At 42.1% G+C, this 17,765-nt stretch carries 18 protein-coding genes, 1 tRNA gene and 2 pseudogenes; 14 read left to right on the top strand and 7 right to left on the bottom strand.

Features of this window, described 5'->3' with window-relative positions; genetic code table 11:
• Positions 1–49: 49 nt before the first annotated feature.
• The 10 genes and pseudogenes from DQN58_RS00330 (at position 50) to DQN58_RS09995 (ending at position 5,624) form a co-directional block, all read left to right on the top strand.
• The gene (locus DQN58_RS00330; protein WP_006719246.1) at positions 50–1,006 is read left to right on the top strand and encodes a hypothetical protein; all 957 of its coding nucleotides are present in this window, start codon (positions 50–52) and stop codon (positions 1,004–1,006) included.
• Positions 1,007–1,150: 144 nt separating this feature from the next.
• The gene (locus DQN58_RS00325) at positions 1,151–1,354 is read left to right on the top strand and encodes a helix-turn-helix transcriptional regulator (RefSeq protein WP_006719245.1); all 204 of its coding nucleotides are present in this window, start codon (positions 1,151–1,153) and stop codon (positions 1,352–1,354) included.
• An 11-nt stretch (positions 1,355–1,365) separates the two neighbouring features.
• Positions 1,366–1,677 carry a hypothetical protein gene (locus DQN58_RS00320; RefSeq protein ID WP_005633836.1) on the top strand — a complete coding sequence of 104 codons (312 nt, stop codon included), beginning with the start codon at positions 1,366–1,368 and terminating at the stop codon, positions 1,675–1,677.
• 198 nt (positions 1,678–1,875) lie between these two features.
• Positions 1,876–2,475 carry a host cell division inhibitor Icd-like protein gene (locus tag DQN58_RS00315; protein WP_006719243.1) on the top strand — a complete coding sequence of 200 codons (600 nt, stop codon included), beginning with the start codon at positions 1,876–1,878 and terminating at the stop codon, positions 2,473–2,475.
• Positions 2,468–2,650 carry a hypothetical protein gene (locus tag DQN58_RS00310; RefSeq protein WP_006719242.1) on the top strand — a complete coding sequence of 61 codons (183 nt, stop codon included), beginning with the start codon at positions 2,468–2,470 and terminating at the stop codon, positions 2,648–2,650. Before DQN58_RS00315 ends, DQN58_RS00310 begins: the two co-directional genes overlap by 8 nt.
• Positions 2,651–2,665: 15 nt before the next feature.
• Positions 2,666–2,857, top strand: coding sequence for a hypothetical protein (locus DQN58_RS00305; protein ID WP_006719240.1), 192 nt, complete (start codon positions 2,666–2,668; stop codon positions 2,855–2,857).
• A gap of 4 nt (positions 2,858–2,861) precedes the next feature.
• A pseudogene (locus DQN58_RS00300) lies at positions 2,862–3,194 on the top strand (hypothetical protein); the annotation flags it as partial.
• The gene (locus tag DQN58_RS00295) at positions 3,187–3,411 is read left to right on the top strand and encodes a hypothetical protein (RefSeq protein WP_006719238.1); all 225 of its coding nucleotides are present in this window, start codon (positions 3,187–3,189) and stop codon (positions 3,409–3,411) included. The pseudogene DQN58_RS00300 and the gene DQN58_RS00295, both read left to right, overlap by 8 nt.
• A complete protein-coding gene (locus DQN58_RS00290) occupies positions 3,411–3,854 on the top strand; it encodes a hypothetical protein (protein WP_006719237.1) in 444 nt (147 codons plus the stop codon). Before DQN58_RS00295 ends, DQN58_RS00290 begins: the two co-directional genes overlap by 1 nt.
• Positions 3,838–5,624, top strand: a pseudogene (locus DQN58_RS09995) (DNA primase family protein). The gene DQN58_RS00290 and the pseudogene DQN58_RS09995 overlap by 17 nt, the downstream one beginning before the upstream one ends.
• A gap of 164 nt (positions 5,625–5,788) precedes the next feature.
• Here DQN58_RS09995 and DQN58_RS00275 read toward each other — a convergent pair.
• The 5 genes from DQN58_RS00275 to rpsU form a co-directional block, all read right to left on the bottom strand.
• Positions 5,789–6,985, bottom strand: a complete 1,197-nt coding sequence (locus tag DQN58_RS00275; protein WP_006719234.1) for a tyrosine-type recombinase/integrase — start codon at positions 6,983–6,985, stop codon at positions 5,789–5,791.
• Between the two features lie 198 nt (positions 6,986–7,183).
• A tRNA-Ile gene (locus tag DQN58_RS00270) sits at positions 7,184–7,260 on the bottom strand.
• Positions 7,261–7,386: 126 nt separating this feature from the next.
• On the bottom strand, positions 7,387–9,252 hold the full coding sequence (gene rpoD, locus DQN58_RS00265) for an RNA polymerase sigma factor RpoD (protein ID WP_006719233.1): 1,866 nt from the start codon (positions 9,250–9,252) through the stop codon (positions 7,387–7,389).
• A gap of 75 nt (positions 9,253–9,327) precedes the next feature.
• On the bottom strand, positions 9,328–11,088 hold the full coding sequence (dnaG, locus tag DQN58_RS00260) for a DNA primase (RefSeq protein ID WP_006719232.1): 1,761 nt from the start codon (positions 11,086–11,088) through the stop codon (positions 9,328–9,330).
• A 121-nt stretch (positions 11,089–11,209) separates the two neighbouring features.
• Positions 11,210–11,425 (bottom strand): 30S ribosomal protein S21, encoded by a 216-nt coding sequence (gene rpsU / locus DQN58_RS00255; protein ID WP_005701713.1) that lies wholly within the window; start codon positions 11,423–11,425, stop codon positions 11,210–11,212.
• Positions 11,426–11,649: 224 nt separating this feature from the next.
• Here rpsU and tsaD point away from each other — a divergent pair, with 224 nt between their 5' ends.
• The 3 genes from tsaD (at position 11,650) to DQN58_RS00240 (ending at position 13,560) form a co-directional block, all read left to right on the top strand.
• Complete coding sequence (gene tsaD / locus DQN58_RS00250; RefSeq protein WP_006719230.1) at positions 11,650–12,678, top strand: tRNA (adenosine(37)-N6)-threonylcarbamoyltransferase complex transferase subunit TsaD; 1,029 nt, start codon at positions 11,650–11,652, stop codon at positions 12,676–12,678.
• 70 nt (positions 12,679–12,748) lie between these two features.
• The gene (locus DQN58_RS00245) at positions 12,749–12,982 is read left to right on the top strand and encodes a hypothetical protein (RefSeq protein ID WP_006719229.1); all 234 of its coding nucleotides are present in this window, start codon (positions 12,749–12,751) and stop codon (positions 12,980–12,982) included.
• Positions 12,982–13,560, top strand: coding sequence for a thymidine kinase (locus DQN58_RS00240; protein WP_006719228.1), 579 nt, complete (start codon positions 12,982–12,984; stop codon positions 13,558–13,560). Before DQN58_RS00245 ends, DQN58_RS00240 begins: the two co-directional genes overlap by 1 nt.
• 70 nt (positions 13,561–13,630) lie before the next feature.
• Here DQN58_RS00240 and ligA read toward each other — a convergent pair whose 3' ends face one another.
• Together ligA and zipA are read right to left on the bottom strand one after the other, a co-directional pair.
• A complete protein-coding gene (gene ligA, locus DQN58_RS00235) occupies positions 13,631–15,646 on the bottom strand; it encodes an NAD-dependent DNA ligase LigA (RefSeq protein ID WP_006719227.1) in 2,016 nt (671 codons plus the stop codon).
• A gap of 103 nt (positions 15,647–15,749) precedes the next feature.
• Entirely contained in the window at positions 15,750–16,778 is a 1,029-nt protein-coding gene (zipA, locus tag DQN58_RS00230; RefSeq protein ID WP_032997975.1) for a cell division protein ZipA, read from the bottom strand.
• A 140-nt stretch (positions 16,779–16,918) separates the two neighbouring features.
• Here zipA and cysZ point away from each other — a divergent pair, with 140 nt between their 5' ends.
• A complete protein-coding gene (cysZ, locus tag DQN58_RS00225) occupies positions 16,919–17,743 on the top strand; it encodes a sulfate transporter CysZ (RefSeq protein WP_032997972.1) in 825 nt (274 codons plus the stop codon).
• The last annotated feature ends 22 nt before the right edge of the window (positions 17,744–17,765 follow it).

Below are 17,765 nucleotides of genomic sequence, written 5' to 3'. Positions count from 1 at the left end.
ATCTTGTTGGTGCGTTCCTATCATAAGGACAAATGCGAAAGGGGCATTTATGTCGAATCAAAAGTTCTTGCCTAAAAAGGCATATTCAATCACTGATGCGGTAAAATATATCTCATTGAACTACAATATTAATATTTCAGAATACGATTTATTAGAATATATTCAATCAGGTGATTTACAAGCTTCAATTCATCTTGAAGGGCGAATTAATAAGATAGATAGCGTAAATAAACGGGAAATTCCACATAATAAAACGCTAAATATTAGAAATGAAGAAATATTTTTACAATTTAGCCAAGGGGAAACAAAGTCAGAAATAGAACACAACGAAAACTTTGAAATTTACAGAATAAAACTAAATAACATTTATTTTAGTATTGATGTTATATTAAATGATGCCTACTACCTCCCTGACTACTTTTCTAAAAATGATGAAATAAAGCTTTATACCGGAGAATTAGACCGTTTTAGAAATCTTGTTTTTAATGGTTATTTTCCTCTCTCTAAGGAAGTATTCGAACCATACAATACCCTAGAGCTAATAGAGCGTGGTTATATAGAGGAATTCCCTGATATTTATGTAAACACCTTTTCTGGGCTTTATCTTCATTTGCCTATTTACGAAAACAGAACAGAGCTTTATTTAGATGATATTTATATTATTCACGAGGATATGATCTCATTTTTGAAATTATTTTCCGTAATTGATGAAAGTTATGAACAGCAAGAAGAAATTCAGAAACTTAAAAATCAAATTAGTGATAAAAATAAACAAATTGAAGAATTCCAAAAAGAGATAGGGGAAAGTAGTAGAGAAATTTCTGGAAAATCTGAAACTTCTTACTTAAATCTTATACAAGCCTTAAAAGAACTTTGTTTGTCTGAAAATAGCTTTGGCAACCAAGAAGAATTAATAGTTTATATTAGTGAACAATATCAAGGTTATACTGGATTAAGTGAAGCTAATTTACGAGATAAATTCAGCAAAGCAAATAAAATCAAATAACCCCTTCAAGAGATCTATATAGATTCGTTTTGGATCTATATAGATTTTGCCACCCTAAAAAATCCTTTCTAATACCTCCCGTTCGAACAACTCAACGGAATAGAACGCTATTCCACATGGTTAAACTAACGAAAGGTATTTTTTATGAGCCAATCTCAAACCCAATCTAAAAAACTCATCACCGGTGCCGATGTTTGCCGACGCGTAAGCTTTGGCCGCACCAAACTCAATGAGCTTGTAAAAGCTAAACAATTCCCACAACCGATCCGCTTTTCACAAAACTTTGTCCGTTGGGATTTAGAAGAAGTAAATGCGTGGATTGAAGAACAAAAAGCAGCACGCGCTTAAGGTGGTGGAAGATGAACGAAGCAAGAAAACCAACACAATTCTTAAAAGTGTTACACCGCTTAATTCTTTCTAGTATTAGCGGCATTGATGGTTACTCAATGGGCATGACGTCAGCGCGTAACTATATCAGTGAACTTGAACGCAATCATTTAACCGGCAAAGTGAAACGTACAACGGAAAAGACTGCAGATGGAATGGGACAATATTACCGCTATGAAATCGCAGATGCCGAACAGTTAAAACAGGTGATTGCCATTTATAAGGCTAAGGGAGGTGAGCTTACTGCGCATGAAGAACAGCAAGCCTACTTTCGATTCCGTTAAAAGAAAAACGCCGCAAGGCTCAACCCAAGCGGCGCATTTCCCTACCTTAAGAATCACTCAGAAGGTAGATAACCTAAATTACATGAGAGCGGAAACAGCGGAACACACTTTGAACGCTAATGAATGATTTTAGCGACCATGAGCCAAACACAAAGCACACGCCACGTTTCCCGATCTAAATCCATAAAAGGAACGAATATGAATTTAAATCACGTTAATTATAAACAATATGAAAATAATTACAACAGCTTTCACTTTACAAAGTGCGGTCAAATTTGCGAGTATATCCACACCTTAGCAAAATCTAAGGTCAGCCGTGAGAAGCTGAATATTAAGTTATTGGCGAACGATAGCACGCCTTTTAACCGTGCTTTTTTTGTTCGTGACATTCGCACACCTAAAGAATTTGCGGATTTTGTTTTATCTAATCTAAAAATTCATTCAATGGTAGAGCGTAATAGGCCGTCTTTGACGGGCTGTTTTCCAATAACGACAGTTTCTCACCCTGTTACGTTCTACCGCCCGACCGTGAGAAGTCTAGCGGTAGATTCTAAAAATCAGTTATTGGAATCTACGCAAATGTATCAATTCATTTTTGCGGCTATTCGCCGTACCGATCTAACCAATCACATTCAAAAAATCCGTATCACTGCCGATACAGAACAAGCCGCGCGCGCCAAATTCGCCCGTGATTTTGTTCTTGTGCTTACCGGCAAAATCAATCTTCAAAACACCGTGAAAAACGACCGCGCTTTTTCGGCAATCTCTCGTGATTCTATGGAGGTGGCTCATGCGTAATGAAGAAATTACCAAAGCACTTGAAGGATTGTGGGAAGCTCAAGCGATTTCAGAACTAATTAGCAAAGGCAATGGAACGATTGATAAGGTTGATCGCACCACCTATGAAGCCGCCTTCCGTGCCGTATCAAAATTAATCCTCACTTCTGTAATGTCGTTAGAAGAAGAGCTTTAGGGAGAGGACAAAATCATGAAGAAATTAGACGCAATGGACGAAATCACAAAAAATCTTGCTCAAGCGGAAGCTATTCTTCTGATGGTGGATAACAACACAAGGGAGAAAGCATTAAGCGATTCACTTTGGGCCGTGCGTGATCTGATTGTGCGGACTAAAGATGCAGTGAATGTACTTTGGGAGGGTGGCAATAATGAAAGTAAGTAACCAGTATAAGGGGAAACTCTCATTCAATCCTTTACACGCGGAATATGCGCAAATCAGTCGCCAATTTAAGTTAATCCATGACAGCAATCAACGTTGCTTAGAGGTTTACCCGGACGACTTCCATCACAAACTAAAAATGCGCGGCGAATGTGCGGATTTAGTGGAACGGTTAAAAGGTGGTGGAAAGTTATTTAACGAATTGGCGAAAGCTGCCGATTTAACAAAAGAACAGACCGCACTTTTAAAGGACTTCAATCAGGCAAACGGCTATTTAATTTCTAAATTTGCCGAAGTAGTAACACAAATTGAACGATTACAGGTGGTGGCAAATGCGTAAGTTAAAAACCAAAGTAAGCAAGAAGCGCCCTAGCCTATTTGAGGAAGAACGCTTGCCGGATTGGGAACAGTTGGTAAAAGCCATTAAACAGACTGAATTTTATCTTAGCTTTGCCAAAGACTACATTCACAACGGACATTTAAAAGGCGCAACAGACGCGCTGAAATCAATTAAACGAGCAACTACAGCAGGATTGAAAATCACGGGGGTGAAATAATGGATCTCAATCAAAAAATGGATTATTCCAAACTAAATGCCATTGAATTGAACGCGATTTCAATCAGTCATCAGAACATGGGAAAACCTAAAGATGAAGCCTTTAATTCGTCTTTCCCTTATACCACCGAATCAATTTTGGCATTAGCTGAACAGTTTATTGATTATCCCGCTGAATATCTCGGTGGGCTAAAAATTCTTCGTGATGAATTAATCACGATCAATAAGCATTTACTACAGATGGCGCCAAAACCGCCTTCTTTAGCGCCGGAGGAAACCGCAGCAATGCTATCCAATGATGAACTTATAGATGGCTTATTGAAGCATAGCTTAGTGATTTCCTTGGTAAGCACATTTTCATATTTTCAGGAAATCGTTGCCATGCGTATCAATATGATTGAGAACGGCGCAGTTGAGGGGGTAAATCATGGCCCGCTTAATTAATGCACCACATTTAGCAGATCAGCCGAAAGAACCTTATTCAGCGTTAATCATTCTTGCCGGGCGTAAAGCTTGGCAAGCATGGAACAAAGGAAAAGACGAAGAATGGTTGTTATTGTGTTCATTGGTGGAAGGTATGGACGCTAGACAAAAGCCGGTGATTCTTGCCGAACAGCAGCTTGAAGATATTTCAGGAATCAGACTAGCCGACCCGGAACAACGCTCAATCATGATTTTCCAATGTGGTGAATTGGAGCAAACAGAAATCACCGGTATTTGTCACAATCTAGCAAAGCATACAAAAGCTGATCATGTTGTTTTATATGATGGCGCTGCGCAGATGAAGGAAAATCTAAGTGGTTACATTCAACGACTACGCACGGATAAAAGTGCGGTAGAAATTGCGGATAAAATTGCTCAGCCGCCGAAATTGAAAGAAAAGGACGGAACTAATGTAAAAGCCCGAGCATTCGTAAAATGGCTGAATCTAGATATTGCTCAACACAGCTTAGATAAGGAGCTTTATCATTACACTGGCGCAAATTGGGAGATTCTACCTAGATCGGAATTGGAGGTTAAAGCCGTTCAGTTTTACGATGAACAAGAATTTACTTATAGTGCCCGTTCTATTGATTCAATGATTGATACAGCGAAGATTCAAGCGGCCAAAATGGGGGAACAGTCCAAGGAGTTATTAGAAAAAATGGCGTATTAAATCGTTCTACCTTGGAATTTAGTCCACATTGTCGGGAAAATTGGCTCACTTCCTTTATTCCGTACGATTACACGAATCAGGAAGAAAATACACCGCACTTTGATAATTGGTTGAATTTTGTTGCTGATGGCAAGGAAGATAAAAAGCAAGCAATCTTGGGCGCACTTTACGCGATTTTAACGAATCGCCATAACTGGCAATTATTCTTTGAAGTAACCGGCGATGGTGGTAGCGGAAAATCGGTATTTGCGCAAATTGCCACAATGTTAGCCGGCGAACAAAACACGGAAAGAGGTCGATTAGTCGATTTAGACGAACCGCGCGGCCGTGAAAACTTTGTGAATAAAACGCTCATTCTATGCCTGGAACAATCCCGCTATGGCGGTGATGGTGGTGGACTAAAAAGCATTAGTGCGGGGGATTTAGTCAATATCGATCCGAAGCACAAAAGCAAGTTTAAAGCGGACATTCCCGCGATAGTGCTAATCGTCAACAATGAGCCAACACGCTTCACAGAAAGAAACGGAGGTATTGAACGCCGCCGAGTGATTTTTCACTTTGATAAGGTGGTGCCGGAAAGTAAACGCGATCCGCACTTAATGGATAAGATAGAAGCTGAAGCGGGAGGAATTATTTATAAACTGATTCAGGCTTTTAAAAATCCGTTAGATGCGAAAAAAGCGCTAACCAAACAAAAGGAAAGCGCCGAAGCGTTAGAAATCAAAATGAACTCAGATCATTTAACGGTGTTTTGTAGTTATTTCCTAACCTCTCAAGAAAGTAACGGGCTAGGAATTGGCAACGCAAAAACCGGACTTCCAAGAACGCACCTTTACCCGGCTTACTTGGTATTTATCGAAGCCAATAATATTCAAAATGCTTTAACACTGAATAACTTTACCGAATCATTGAGACAAGGATTGGCGCAACATAAAAATAAATATCCATACACCCGCAGACGAATTACTTCCGGTGCGGAAAAAGGAAGATATATCACTAACGTACACTTTAAAAACTTTGATGAGTTTTATAATGAGTACATAAAATCAAATAGATAGTGAAAGGCGCGGCATAAAAACCGCGCTTTTTTCATCTAAAAAGGTGAATACCTAGGTGAATAACTTCGATTTCGTCTTCAACTTATAAGCATTTGAAAAATAAAAGAAAGTAAACAAGTGAACGAGTGAACGCACTTTTTAAATATTTTCCACGTACATCACTTTTAACGTTCACATTGTTCTACATAATCGCCCCAAAGTTGCATCACCGGCTTGCGTTGTTCAAGGAAATCAGCCCTATCATAAATCTTGCCTGTTTGCGTGCCCGTTTTATGAGAAATACACATTTCAGCCACTTCATAATCAATACGCAGATCGGCTAAATAAGTGTGCCCGATTGTTCTTAATCCATGAGCAGTTTGTTTATTCTTGTAGCCCAAATCGACTAACATTTTATTGATTGTTTGACTGCTCATTGGTTGGTTAGACTTAATCCAACTTTGAAAAACATATTCGCTTTTCACGGATATACTTTTCATTTTGTTTAGAATTGCCATAGCTTGGGAAGAAAGGGGAATTACAAAAGGATGCCTTTTCTTCATTCTGTTAGCCGGGATAGTCCATAAAGATTTTTTAAAATCAATTTCAGACCATGTGGCGTTACTTGCTTCAGCAGGTCGTACCATGGTTAATAACTGAAATTTGAATAATAACTTTGTTTGAATGGCCGCACTGGAATACATCACGGCTTTTATTAATTCCGGTAGTTCTTTTGGTGTTATTGCCGGGTTGTTGGTGGATTTTCCAAAGTTAAATACTTCATTGATTCGTAAGCAAGGATTAAAGGCAATTAGGCCGTAGTTTACAGCGAAATTAAGTACTTCATTCAATAGCCGAATAGTGCGCTTTAATGTATCGCCCTTGCCTTGGTTATAGAGTGATTCTAATGCTTCAATAACAACCTTTGGCAGAATTTCATTTATTGGCATATCACCAATAAAAGGAAACAAATAGATTTCCATGCGGCGCCAATCTTTTTTTAATGTCTCAGCTTCTACTTTTTGAACCTTCTTGGCCTTCCAACGATTAGCAACAGATAGCAAGCTATTTTCTATATGCTCAATAGCGGCTTTCTGTTCTTGTTCTTTGTGTTCTTGTGGATCTATGCCTTGGGCCAACAAAGAGCGATATTCTTCACGAATAGAACGGGCTTGAGCCAAAGATAAAGCGGGATAAGTTCCTAAAGAAACTTTAGTACGTTTTTTAGTAAGTGGGCGGATATAGTTAAAACGCCATGATTTAACGCCGGTAGGCAAGACTAATAGAAATAATCCATAGCCATCAGTAAGGGTGTATTCTTTGGCTTTTGGCTTAGATCTTTCTACTTCGGTATTGGTTAGAGGCTTAGTAATTTTAGGCATATTTGGTAACCATTTAGCAATTTTATGTAACCACGGAAAAGGGATATTAGCACATGGTTACAATCGTGGTTACAAAAAAGAGCGGTTAAGGGCGATTGTTTACGAGGGGGTACGATAGGGTAAAACGCTATAAAGTCTTATAATTACTAGCTTTAACTGGTGTTTTTGATGAGTTGCGAGGGGGCGTGATAAGTTTTTTGGTGCCCCCAACAGGACTTGAACCTGTGACCAATCGATTATGAGTCGACTGCTCTAACCGACTGAGCTATGGGGGCGGTAAGAGTTGCGGTGGGATTATAGGGAAATATCGGGTTAAAGTCTAGCCTCGCCATCTTGTGTGTGTTTAATTTAAACAAAAAAGGATAAGCCTTTTGACTTATCCTTTTTTCTTGTATTAAAAATTACTCGTCCAAGAAACTGCGTAAAGTTTCTGAACGACTTGGGTGGCGTAATTTGCGTAGTGCTTTGGCTTCGATTTGACGAATACGTTCACGGGTCACGTCAAATTGTTTGCCGACTTCTTCTAATGTGTGATCGGTGTTCATGTCGATACCGAAACGCATACGAAGCACTTTCGCTTCACGCGGCGTTAAGCCCTCCAACACTTCGTGTGTCGCTGCTTTTAAACTTTGTGCGGTGGCAGAATCCAGAGGAAGCTCTAAGGTAGAGTCTTCGATGAAATCACCTAAATGGGAATCATCGTCATCACCGATTGGGGTTTCCATGGAAATCGGCTCTTTAGCAATTTTCAGCACTTTACGGATTTTATCTTCCGGCATACCCATACGTTCCGCTAATTCTTCCGGTGTTGCTTCACGACCCATCTCTTGCAACATTTGACGAGAAATACGATTGAGTTTATTGATGGTCTCAATCATATGCACCGGAATACGAATGGTACGTGCCTGGTCTGCGATAGAACGGGTAATTGCCTGACGAATCCACCAGGTGGCATAAGTAGAGAATTTGTAACCGCGACGGTATTCAAATTTATCTACGGCTTTCATCAAACCAATGTTACCTTCTTGAATTAAATCAAGGAATTGTAAGCCACGGTTGGTGTATTTTTTGGCAATGGAAATCACCAAACGAAGGTTTGCTTCCACCATTTCTTTTTTTGCACGGCGGGCTTTGAGTTCACCTTGTGAGATACGTTCACCAATTTCTCGAATTTGTCCAATGGTTAAATTGGTGTCTTGCTCAATTTGAACTAAATGAGCAATTGCTTGGCGCAATTCATCTTCATACTGTGCGAGTTTTTCAGACCAAGACTTACCGGCGGCAAGCGCTTTTACCAACCATACATCGCTGGTTTCATGGCCAATAAAGCTTTTTTGGAAACTGGATTTTGGCATTTTAGCGTTATCTACGACAAGACGTTGAATCAGACGCTCTTGATGGCGAACACGTTTCATCATATCTCGCGTAGATAAAACAAGGGTATCAAATTGCTTTGGCACTAAACGGAACTGAGTGAAAATATCTGATAATGCCTGAATTTCATCTTTCGCTTTTTTGCCGGTTCGACCGTGTTTTGCAATGATTTCTAGCGTTTTTTGATGTTGTTGTCTAAGTGCGGTGAATTTTTCACGTGCTACTTCAGGATCAATGCTGTTATCGCTATCGCTGTCGTCACTGGCGCTTTCTTCGCTATCTTCTTCGTCTTCGCTTTCATCATCAATTTCAGCTGCAGCAACGTTTTCTTCGCCTTCTTCTGAATGGAATTCATCTAATTCGGCCGTTTCTGATTCGCTTAATACGTTTGGATCCACGAAACCGGTAATTAGGTCAGCTAAACGAACGCCACCACTTTCTACCAAATCATATTGTTCAATGAGATAGGTAATGGCTTCAGGGTAAGCGGCAATTGCGCTTTGAACTTCGTTGATGCCTTCTTCAATTCGTTTAGCGATATCAATTTCACCTTCACGGGTGAGCAATTCTACGCTACCCATTTCGCGCATATACATACGTACCGGGTCAGTCGTGCGACCGAGTTCTGCTTCTACGCTGGATAGTACTTGGGTTGCTTCTTCAACGACATCTTCATCGGTGATATTTTCATTGAGCATCAGATCATCCGCATCCGGTGCGGTTTCCAACACTTGAATCCCCATGTCGTTGATCATCTGAATAATATCTTCAATTTGATCCGCATCGACTAATTCTTCAGGGAGACTGTCATTCACCTCAGCATAGGTTAAATAACCTTGCTCTTTCCCTTGAGCGATGAGTAGTTTCAATTGAGATTGTGGATTTTGATCCATATTTGATATCCGCCTTGCTTACTTATTTGGAGAAGATAAAATGCTAGGAATTCTAACATTCTTACTCAGGTTTAACTATTTCTTTTCTTGTTTTTTTACCAACAAATGTGAAAGCTCTTTTTTCTCGTTGAGATCCAATCCTTCCGCACGATCTTTAGCGATGAGCCAATGGATGCGTTTATCAACCAGTTGCAGGTAAAAGTAACGTAATGTTTCGCGGAACGTGTCCTCGATCTTATCGTCTTCAATCAAGTGGTTCCACGCCAGCAGTTTTTCAAGTGTTTTTTGTTGTTTTGTATCACGCCAGTGCTCTAGTAACTGCCCTGCACTGATGCCCACTTTTTCGCGGCAAAGTGCGGTCAATTCTACGAATAAATCGTAGCCCGGCTCGTCCAAATTTTTGAGCGGCTCCAAATCCGGTACGAATTTCACCAGCTCCGGGTTTTGTAGCAATAACGCGACCAAAATACGCATTGGTGTCGGCTTAAATTGGATCCCTTGTGCGACAGGTTCATTTTCTTGTTTTGCCTGATTGGGCATTAAACTTTCAAGTTGAGTGGGATCTAAAATGCCTAGCTTTTTGGCAAGCATATTGCGTAAATCCAAACGTAATACATCACCCGGAATTTGTTTAATCAGCGGAATTGCCAGTGCAGCAAGTTTTGCTTTGCCTTCTTTTGAGGAGAAATCCACTTTCGGGGTTAAATGGGCGAACAAAAATTCACTCAAGGATTGCGCCTTCTCAATGTATTCTTCGAAGCCTTGCTTACCGTATTGACGAATGAAACTATCCGGGTCTTCGTCATCAGGTAAAAAGATAAATTTCAGCTGGCGGCCATCTTCCATATAAGGCAACGCATTTTCCAGCGCTCGCCATGCGGCATCGCGTCCGGCGCGATCGCCGTCATAACAACAAATCACTTGTTCCGTGGAGCGAAAGAGTAATTGAATTTGTTCCGAGGTGGTGGACGTACCGAGAGACGCCACGGCATAATTGACACCGAATTGGGCTAATGCCACCACATCCATATAACCTTCAACAACCAGTAATTTTTGTGGTGAATCATCCGCCTGTAAGGCTTCAAATAAACCGTAAAGTTCACTGCCTTTGTGATAGGTGATGGTTTCCGGCGAGTTTAAGTATTTGGGTTTTTCATCGGTTAACACGCGTCCGCCGAAAGCCACGGTGCGTCCGCGACGATCGCGAATCGGGAACATAATCCGATTACGGAATTTGTCGTACACATTGCCACGATCATTGCGCGACAACATGCCTAAATCGAACAGTTTTTGTTGCTCTTCACGCGTTTTACCAAATTGACGATAAACGGTATCCATGGCATTCGGCACATAACCGATTTGAAAACGTTCAATGATTTCCGCTGATAAACCACGCTGTTGCAGATAACTTTGTGCAGGAATATTTAACGGCAATTGTTGCTGATAAAACTTAGCAATCTCCTGCATGAGTTCATACAGATTACGCTTGGTTTGATAGCCAACTTGCTTGCCGTTATCGTTAAAGTGCGGTCGTTTTTCGTAGGGAATTTCCAACCCGAGAAAGCCTGCGAGTTCTTCCACCGCTTCCACAAATTCCAGCTTGTCGTATTCCATTAAAAAGGAAATCGCATTGCCATGCGCACCACAACCGAAACAATGATAAAACTGCTTTTTATCGCTGACGGTAAAAGAAGGCGTTTTTTCATGGTGAAACGGGCAGCAGGCTTGATAATCACGGCCGGCTTTTTTCAGTTTTACGCGGGAATTAATTAAATCGACGATGTTAATTTTGGTTAAAATATCGTCTATAAATGTGCGGGGAATGGAACCTTTCATCGAGTATTCTGCCTCTTATTGTGAACGAAATATGAGCCTAACTGATGAGATTGAGAGAAAATAAAACCGTGAGCCTAGGAAGATTCACGGTTTTTATAACTCGAGTTAAAAATACTGCTAATTAGTATAAACGTGTATTACGAGCGTTTTCACGAGCAACGCGTTTTGCATGACGTTTTGCGCGAGTTGCATTTTCACGTTTACGAATTGTCGTTGGTTTTTCGTAGAATTCACGAGCACGAACTTCTGCTAAGATACCAGCTTTTTCGCAAGAGCGTTTGAAACGACGTAATGCTACGTCAAAGGATTCATTTTCACGAACTTTAATTACAGGCATAAGCCAATCACCTCAATGAGTTTAATTAATTTAATTGCAATTTAAATTTTACTTGTTGCCACAAGTCGTGGCAGATTCAATAAAGATCGCAATTTTAATCCAACTTCACAGGAAAAGTAAAGGGAAGATTCACCTTTTCCTGAAATCCGTTTTGATAAACTGGTTAAACCCTTGTAAAAAGGGTAAAATTCGCCCCAATTAAATCCCATATAAAGAGAACACAAATGCGAATTTTAGGCATTGAAACGTCTTGTGATGAAACGGGCGTTGCCATTTATGACGAAGAGAAAGGCTTGATTGCTAATCAACTTCATACGCAAATTGCGCTACATGCCGATTACGGCGGCGTTGTGCCGGAACTGGCCTCACGCGATCATATTCGGAAATTAGCGCCATTATTACAAGCCGCCTTACAAGAAGCCAATCTTACTGCAAAAGACATTGACGGCGTGGCCTATACAAGCGGTCCCGGCTTGGTTGGCGCGTTGTTAGTGGGATCAACCGTAGCGCGATCTTTGGCGTACGCATGGAATATCCCTGCTATTGGTGTACATCATATGGAAGGGCATTTACTGGCACCCATGCTGGAAGAAAATCCACCGCACTTTCCTTTTGTGGCGTTGTTGGTGTCCGGCGGGCATACTCAATTGGTGCGTGTGGACGGCGTTGGACGCTACGAATTATTAGGCGAATCTATTGATGATGCCGCCGGGGAAGCGTTTGACAAAACGGCAAAATTACTCGGATTAGATTATCCCGGCGGGGCGGCATTAGCTCGTTTAGCTTCAAATGGTACGCCGAATCGTTTTGCCTTTCCACGCCCAATGACCGATCGTCCCGGATTGGATTTTAGTTTTTCCGGTTTAAAAACCTTTGCCGCCAATACGTTTCATCAAGTGATGCAAGAAGAAGGGGAGTTAACCGAGCAAAGCAAAGCAGATATTGCCTATGCATTCCAAGAGGCGGTGGTGGACACGTTAGCCATTAAATGTAAGCGTGCGTTAAAACAAACGGGCTTAAAGCGTTTGGTGATTGCCGGCGGCGTCAGTGCCAATAAACAGTTGCGCCAAACCTTGGCGGAGCTGATGCAACAATTGGGCGGCAAAGTGTATTATCCGCAACCGCAATTTTGTACCGATAACGGCGCCATGATTGCCTATGCCGGTTTTCTACGTTTAAAACAAGGGCAGCAACAAGATCTTGCCATCGAAGTGCGTCCGCGCTGGGCAATGACCGAATTAACTGCCGTTTAATTCGATATTAAATCAAAGTGCGGTCAAAAATTTAAACGTTTTTTGACCGCGCTTCAGTTAAGGAAACATTATGGACAACATTAAATTTAGAGCAATGCGAGCCGCCGGCATCGGCTGCTTCGTTATGTTGGCAATTATTGGCTTTTTTGTATTTACCACGCCGACAAATGAGCTTATCGATTTCTTAACAGAGATTGGCCAAATGGCAGGCGGGCGAACCACTATCGGTGTTTTTATTCTCGCCTCGTTACCGCCGTTAACCGGTTTTATCTGCTATTACTTTTGGAAATGGGTGCTTAAATAATGGCTAAGTTGTATTTTTATTATTCCACCATGAATGCGGGAAAATCGACAACTTTGCTGCAATCTTCCTATAACTACCGTGAACGCAATATGAACACGCTGGTTTATACGGCGGCGATTGATGATCGTTTCGGCGCTGGGCGCGTGACTTCGCGTATTGGGATCAGTGAACAGGCGAACACCTTCGCACGTGACACGGATTTATTTGCAGAAATTCAACAACACGTAACGAAAGAGCCGTTGCATTGTATTTTGGTGGATGAAGCACAGTTTTTAACCAAAGCACAAGTGTATCAACTGAGCGATGTGGTGGATAAACTGAAAATTCCTGTTTTATGTTATGGTTTGCGCACCGACTTCCAAGCAGAACTTTTTGAAGGGAGTCGCTATTTGTTGGCATGGGCGGATCAGTTGGAAGAGCTTAAAACCATTTGCTATTGCGGACGTAAAGCCAATTTCGTATTGCGTTTAAATGAACAAGGCGAGGTCGTCAAACAAGGGGATCAAATTCAAATTGGTGGCAACGACAGTTATTTATCGGTCTGCCGATTGCATTATAAAGAACGCATGGCTGAATAGATGGTTTCAAAGTGCGGTTGTTTTTTTAGGGACAGGCTTTATGCCTGTCCTTATTTTTTGTCTTTACACTTTATCCATTAACCCACGCCAAAAACTCCTCCTCACTTAACACCTGCACGCCTAATTCTGCTGCTTTGCTGAGTTTGGAGCCTGCCGCTTCACCGGCGATAACATAGTCGGTTTTGGCTGAAACACTGCCACTGACTTTGGCACCGAGTTGTTGTAGTAGTGCTTTGGCGTCGTTGCGTCCCATTTGGGAAAGGGTGCCGGTGAGCACCACAGTTTTGCCTTTGAACGGATTTTCTTTCACGTCCTGCACTTCAACAGTTTCCCAATGCACGCCTTGAGCGATGAGATCATTCACCACCGCAACATTGTGTTCTTCACGCCAGAACACAAAAATGCGATTTGCTACTACCTCGCCCACATCAGGCACTTGTTGCAACTGTTCTAAATCGGCATTTTGCAACGCTTCTAAGGTTTTGAAATGGTTTGCCAGATTTAATGCGGTGGCTTCACCCACATCACGAATACCCAATGCAAAGATAAAACGGGCGAGGGTCGTGTGCTTGGCTTTTTCTAAGCTGGCTAACGCATTTTCAGCAGACTTCGGCCCCATACGTTCTAAGCGGGTGAGTGTGGTTAAATCTAACTTGAACAAATCTGCGGGGGTATGAACCAATTCGCGATCTACCAGCTGCTCAATCAGTTTGGCACCTACGCCGTCAATGTCCATGGCTTTGCGTGAGACAAAATGTTTTAGCGCTTCTTTGCGTTGTGCCGCACAGAATAACCCGCCGGTGCAACGTGCCACCGCTTCGCCTTCAATACGTACAATTAAGGAATCGCACACCGGACAGCGCGTTGGAAAGACAATTTGGCGCGCATTGGCCGGGCGGCGATCATGTACGACGCCAATAATTTGTGGAATCACATCGCCGGCGCGACGAATAATCACCGTGTCGCCGATAGCAATGTTGAGGCGCTCGATCTCGTCGCCGTTATGTAAGGTCGCGTTACTTACCGTTACGCCGGCAACGAATACCGGTTGTAGTTTAGCCACAGGCGTGATGGCACCGGTCCGACCGACTTGGAATTCCACGTCATTTAATACTGTCAGTTCCTCTTGTGCAGGAAACTTGTAAGCGATTGCCCAACGCGGTGCTTTGGAAATAAAGCCCAGTCTTTGTTGCAATTCGATGTCATTGACTTTTAATACCGTACCGTCAATGTCATAACCCAAGGAACTGCGTTTTTCCATCATAGTGCGGTAGAAATTTAAAACGTTTTCAACGCCATCACATAAACGGATTTCGCTATTTACCGGCACGCCGATGGATTTCAACCATTGCAGGCGTTCAAAATGAGTCGGCGGTAAGTCTATCCCTTGGGCGACGCCGATGCTGTAAGCATTGAACACGAGCGGGCGCTGACTGGTGATTTTCGGATCCAATTGGCGTAAGGAACCTGCCGCCGCATTACGCGGGTTAGCAAAGGTTTTTTCGCCTTGTTCCAAGGCGCGTTCGTTTAAACGCTCGAAACCGTCGTGCGGCATAAACACTTCGCCACGCACTTCCAAGCGTGCTGGCGGATTGTCCGTTAATAGCTGCAAAGGAATGTTGCGAATGGTACGAATGTTTTGTGTAATGTCTTCGCCTGTTGTTCCATCGCCGCGGGTGGCCGCTTGGGTCAGCACACCATTCACATACAAAATACTGACCGCCAATCCGTCCAATTTAGGTTCGCAACAAAATGTTAATGGCTCGGGCACGAGGACTAAACGATCCTGAATGCGTTTCACGAACGCCAGAAATTCCTCATCCGAAAAGGCGTTATCTAACGAGAGCATCGGAAGTTCATGTTTAATTTGCGCAAATTCTGACAACGGCCGCGCGCCCACGCGTTGGGTCGGCGAATCGGCGGTGATCAGTTCGGGATGTTGTTGTTCTAAGGCTTTGAGCTGATGAAACAAGCGATCGTATTCACTGTCGGGAATCTGCGGATCGTCTAACACATGATATTGATATTCGTGATAACGCAGAGTTTTTCTAAGGTCGTCAATTTGTTGTTGGATTGAAGTTGTCATTGTTATTCCATAAAAATAATCGAAAAAACGACCGCACTTTTCAGGTGCTCAGCGAGCCAAAAGCACGGTCGTTTTTAAAAACGTTTTTAAGCCGCGTGATGAATTAAGCCACTTTGGCCAAATATTCCTGTTCGGCGTGGTCGTTGAAAATTTCTTGTTTATCCGTGAGGACAAAACCTCCAAGTTCATCCGCCAAACTACGGGCGGCGCGAATCATGGTTTTCAGATTGACGATGTCATTGCCCGGTGAAGGTAATTGCATAAAAATGGCAATGCCGACGGTAACCAGGTTGTCCATGTCGTAAGGATTAAAGGTGCCGGGCTGTTGTAAATTCGCCACGCTGAACAATACTGGGCTGGCAGCGGTTAAATCCAAATGGCGATGATAAATATGCTGATCGCCAAAAATAAAACCTAGGCCATCGAGTGCTTGTGCTAAGCGTCCACCGTTAAATTCACGATTTTCCGGCGCAACTACATATAACATAATGAAGTCAGGCGTACGTTGATTGTCTGAGATCATTTCCCCCGCAGAGGTTATTGATTGGCTAGTCGCCGTGTGTTGTTTATTTGCCTGGTTTAATGAAACGGTTGGAGTCACATATTCGTTTTCTGTTTGACGTGAGTTGCTTTCAGCCAGAGAAGCCGTGTTTGGTTCAGCGTAAGAAGACTGTTCATCATAAGATTGAAATGACGTATTAGCTTGTGTCATTACGGGTTGAACAGGTTGTGTCGGTTGTTCATGAAAGGAATAGGACGCAGTTGATTCAACGTTATTCAATGTTGTGTTGGAGGTGCCATTCGGTAAGGTAATTTTAATTTCATCCACAGCACGTTCAATGGAGTGTGACTCGCTTATGGTTGATGTGGCAGTAGCTTCAAAATCCAATGCCTGTTGTTGTGGAGGCGTTTCTTCGACAAAAGAATGCACCGGTTTGTCGGCAATCGGTGTTTCTGTTGTCGGTTGTGCCGATTGCGGCGCATTAAAACGATTGGGTTGATGATTTTGTGAAAAAGTATTGGCGTTTTTGAAATATTGGGATTTCTCGCGACGGTTTGACCAAATGCCGTGCGCAATCAATGCCAATAGGGCGATAACCCCCAAGATAATCAAAATAGTATTTAAATCCATTGCCGACTCTCCCATCATGTAAAACTCATGTATAAGTGGGCGTAAGCTTATCATATTTTTATAAAATTGATGAGAGACAACGTTTGATTTTTTTCGCCGCACTTTGTATTCTGGGCCTCTTTTCCTTGGGGGAGAACGTGATGTTGAAAGAGCAAGAAATAAAAGCCGGTTTTGAATATTTTGTGATGGGCTGGCACTTAATTTTACAAAAGGGGTTACGCCGTTTTGTGATCCTGCCTATTTTATTAAACGTACTGTTGTTAGGTGGCTTATTTTGGATGTTTGTGAGTCAAATAGGCGGTTATATTGACGGCATTATGTCCTATGTTCCTGATTGGCTTGCGTGGCTGAGCGGCATTTTATTGCTGGCTTCCATTTTGATGATTTTAATCCTGTTTTACTTTATTTTTACGACGTTGTCGGGTTTTATCGCAGCACCGTTTAATGGCTTATTGGCAGAAAAAGTCGAAAAAATGCTGACAGGGGAAGATTTGCAGGAAATGTCTTTATGGGATTTTCTGAAAGATGTGCCTCGTATGTTAGGGCGTGAATGGCAAAAGTTGGTTTATAGTTTGCCTAAAATTATCGCCTTGTTTTTATTAGGTTTTGTGCCGTTACTCGGGCAAACCGTGGTTCCGATTGCCACTTTTGTATTTACGGCTTGGATGTTTGCAATTCAATATTGTGACTATCCTTTTGATAATCACAAGATTCCTTTTGACGTAATGAAAAATGAATTAGCCATTAAGCGTAATGTAACCGTTACTTTCGGTGGTTTGGTTTCATTATGCACGTTTGTACCGATCGTGAATTTAGTGATTATTCCTGTCGCGGTGTGTGGTGCAACGGCAATGTGGGTGAATGAATATCGCCGTTTATTTAAGCGCTCTTCGCAAGACAAAACCGGCACGGAGATGAGCTTGCATCATGCTCATTCCGTTGGTGGACAAATCGTGACTAAATAGCTTTTAGTTATTATTTATAAAA

Origin of the sequence: Aggregatibacter segnis ATCC 33393 (assembly GCF_900476035.1) — a bacterium.
GTDB lineage: Bacteria > Pseudomonadota > Gammaproteobacteria > Enterobacterales > Pasteurellaceae > Aggregatibacter > Aggregatibacter segnis.
Note: the sequence above shows the minus strand (reverse complement) of the source record. Positions and strands in the feature narration are given on the sequence as shown.

Coding starts and splice junctions, on each gene's coding strand:
- DQN58_RS00330 (WP_006719246.1), top strand. CDS start 50: ATGTCGAATCAAAAGTTCTTGCCTAAAAAGGCATATTCAATCACTGAT.
- DQN58_RS00245 (WP_006719229.1), top strand. CDS start 12,749: ATGGACAACATTAAATTTAGAGCAATGCGAGCCGCCGGCATCGGCTGC.
- ligA (WP_006719227.1), bottom strand. CDS start 15,646: ATGACAACTTCAATCCAACAACAAATTGACGACCTTAGAAAAACTCTG.
- cysZ (WP_032997972.1), top strand. CDS start 16,919: ATGTTGAAAGAGCAAGAAATAAAAGCCGGTTTTGAATATTTTGTGATG.
- dnaG (WP_006719232.1), bottom strand. CDS start 11,088: ATGAAAGGTTCCATTCCCCGCACATTTATAGACGATATTTTAACCAAA.
- DQN58_RS00290 (WP_006719237.1), top strand. CDS start 3,411: ATGGATCTCAATCAAAAAATGGATTATTCCAAACTAAATGCCATTGAA.
- zipA (WP_032997975.1), bottom strand. CDS start 16,778: ATGGATTTAAATACTATTTTGATTATCTTGGGGGTTATCGCCCTATTG.
- rpsU (WP_005701713.1), bottom strand. CDS start 11,425: ATGCCTGTAATTAAAGTTCGTGAAAATGAATCCTTTGACGTAGCATTA.
- DQN58_RS00305 (WP_006719240.1), top strand. CDS start 2,666: ATGAAGAAATTAGACGCAATGGACGAAATCACAAAAAATCTTGCTCAA.
- DQN58_RS00320 (WP_005633836.1), top strand. CDS start 1,366: ATGAACGAAGCAAGAAAACCAACACAATTCTTAAAAGTGTTACACCGC.
- tsaD (WP_006719230.1), top strand. CDS start 11,650: ATGCGAATTTTAGGCATTGAAACGTCTTGTGATGAAACGGGCGTTGCC.
- DQN58_RS00325 (WP_006719245.1), top strand. CDS start 1,151: ATGAGCCAATCTCAAACCCAATCTAAAAAACTCATCACCGGTGCCGAT.
- DQN58_RS00240 (WP_006719228.1), top strand. CDS start 12,982: ATGGCTAAGTTGTATTTTTATTATTCCACCATGAATGCGGGAAAATCG.
- DQN58_RS00275 (WP_006719234.1), bottom strand. CDS start 6,985: ATGCCTAAAATTACTAAGCCTCTAACCAATACCGAAGTAGAAAGATCT.
- DQN58_RS00295 (WP_006719238.1), top strand. CDS start 3,187: ATGCGTAAGTTAAAAACCAAAGTAAGCAAGAAGCGCCCTAGCCTATTT.
- DQN58_RS00310 (WP_006719242.1), top strand. CDS start 2,468: ATGCGTAATGAAGAAATTACCAAAGCACTTGAAGGATTGTGGGAAGCT.
- DQN58_RS00315 (WP_006719243.1), top strand. CDS start 1,876: ATGAATTTAAATCACGTTAATTATAAACAATATGAAAATAATTACAAC.
- rpoD (WP_006719233.1), bottom strand. CDS start 9,252: ATGGATCAAAATCCACAATCTCAATTGAAACTACTCATCGCTCAAGGG.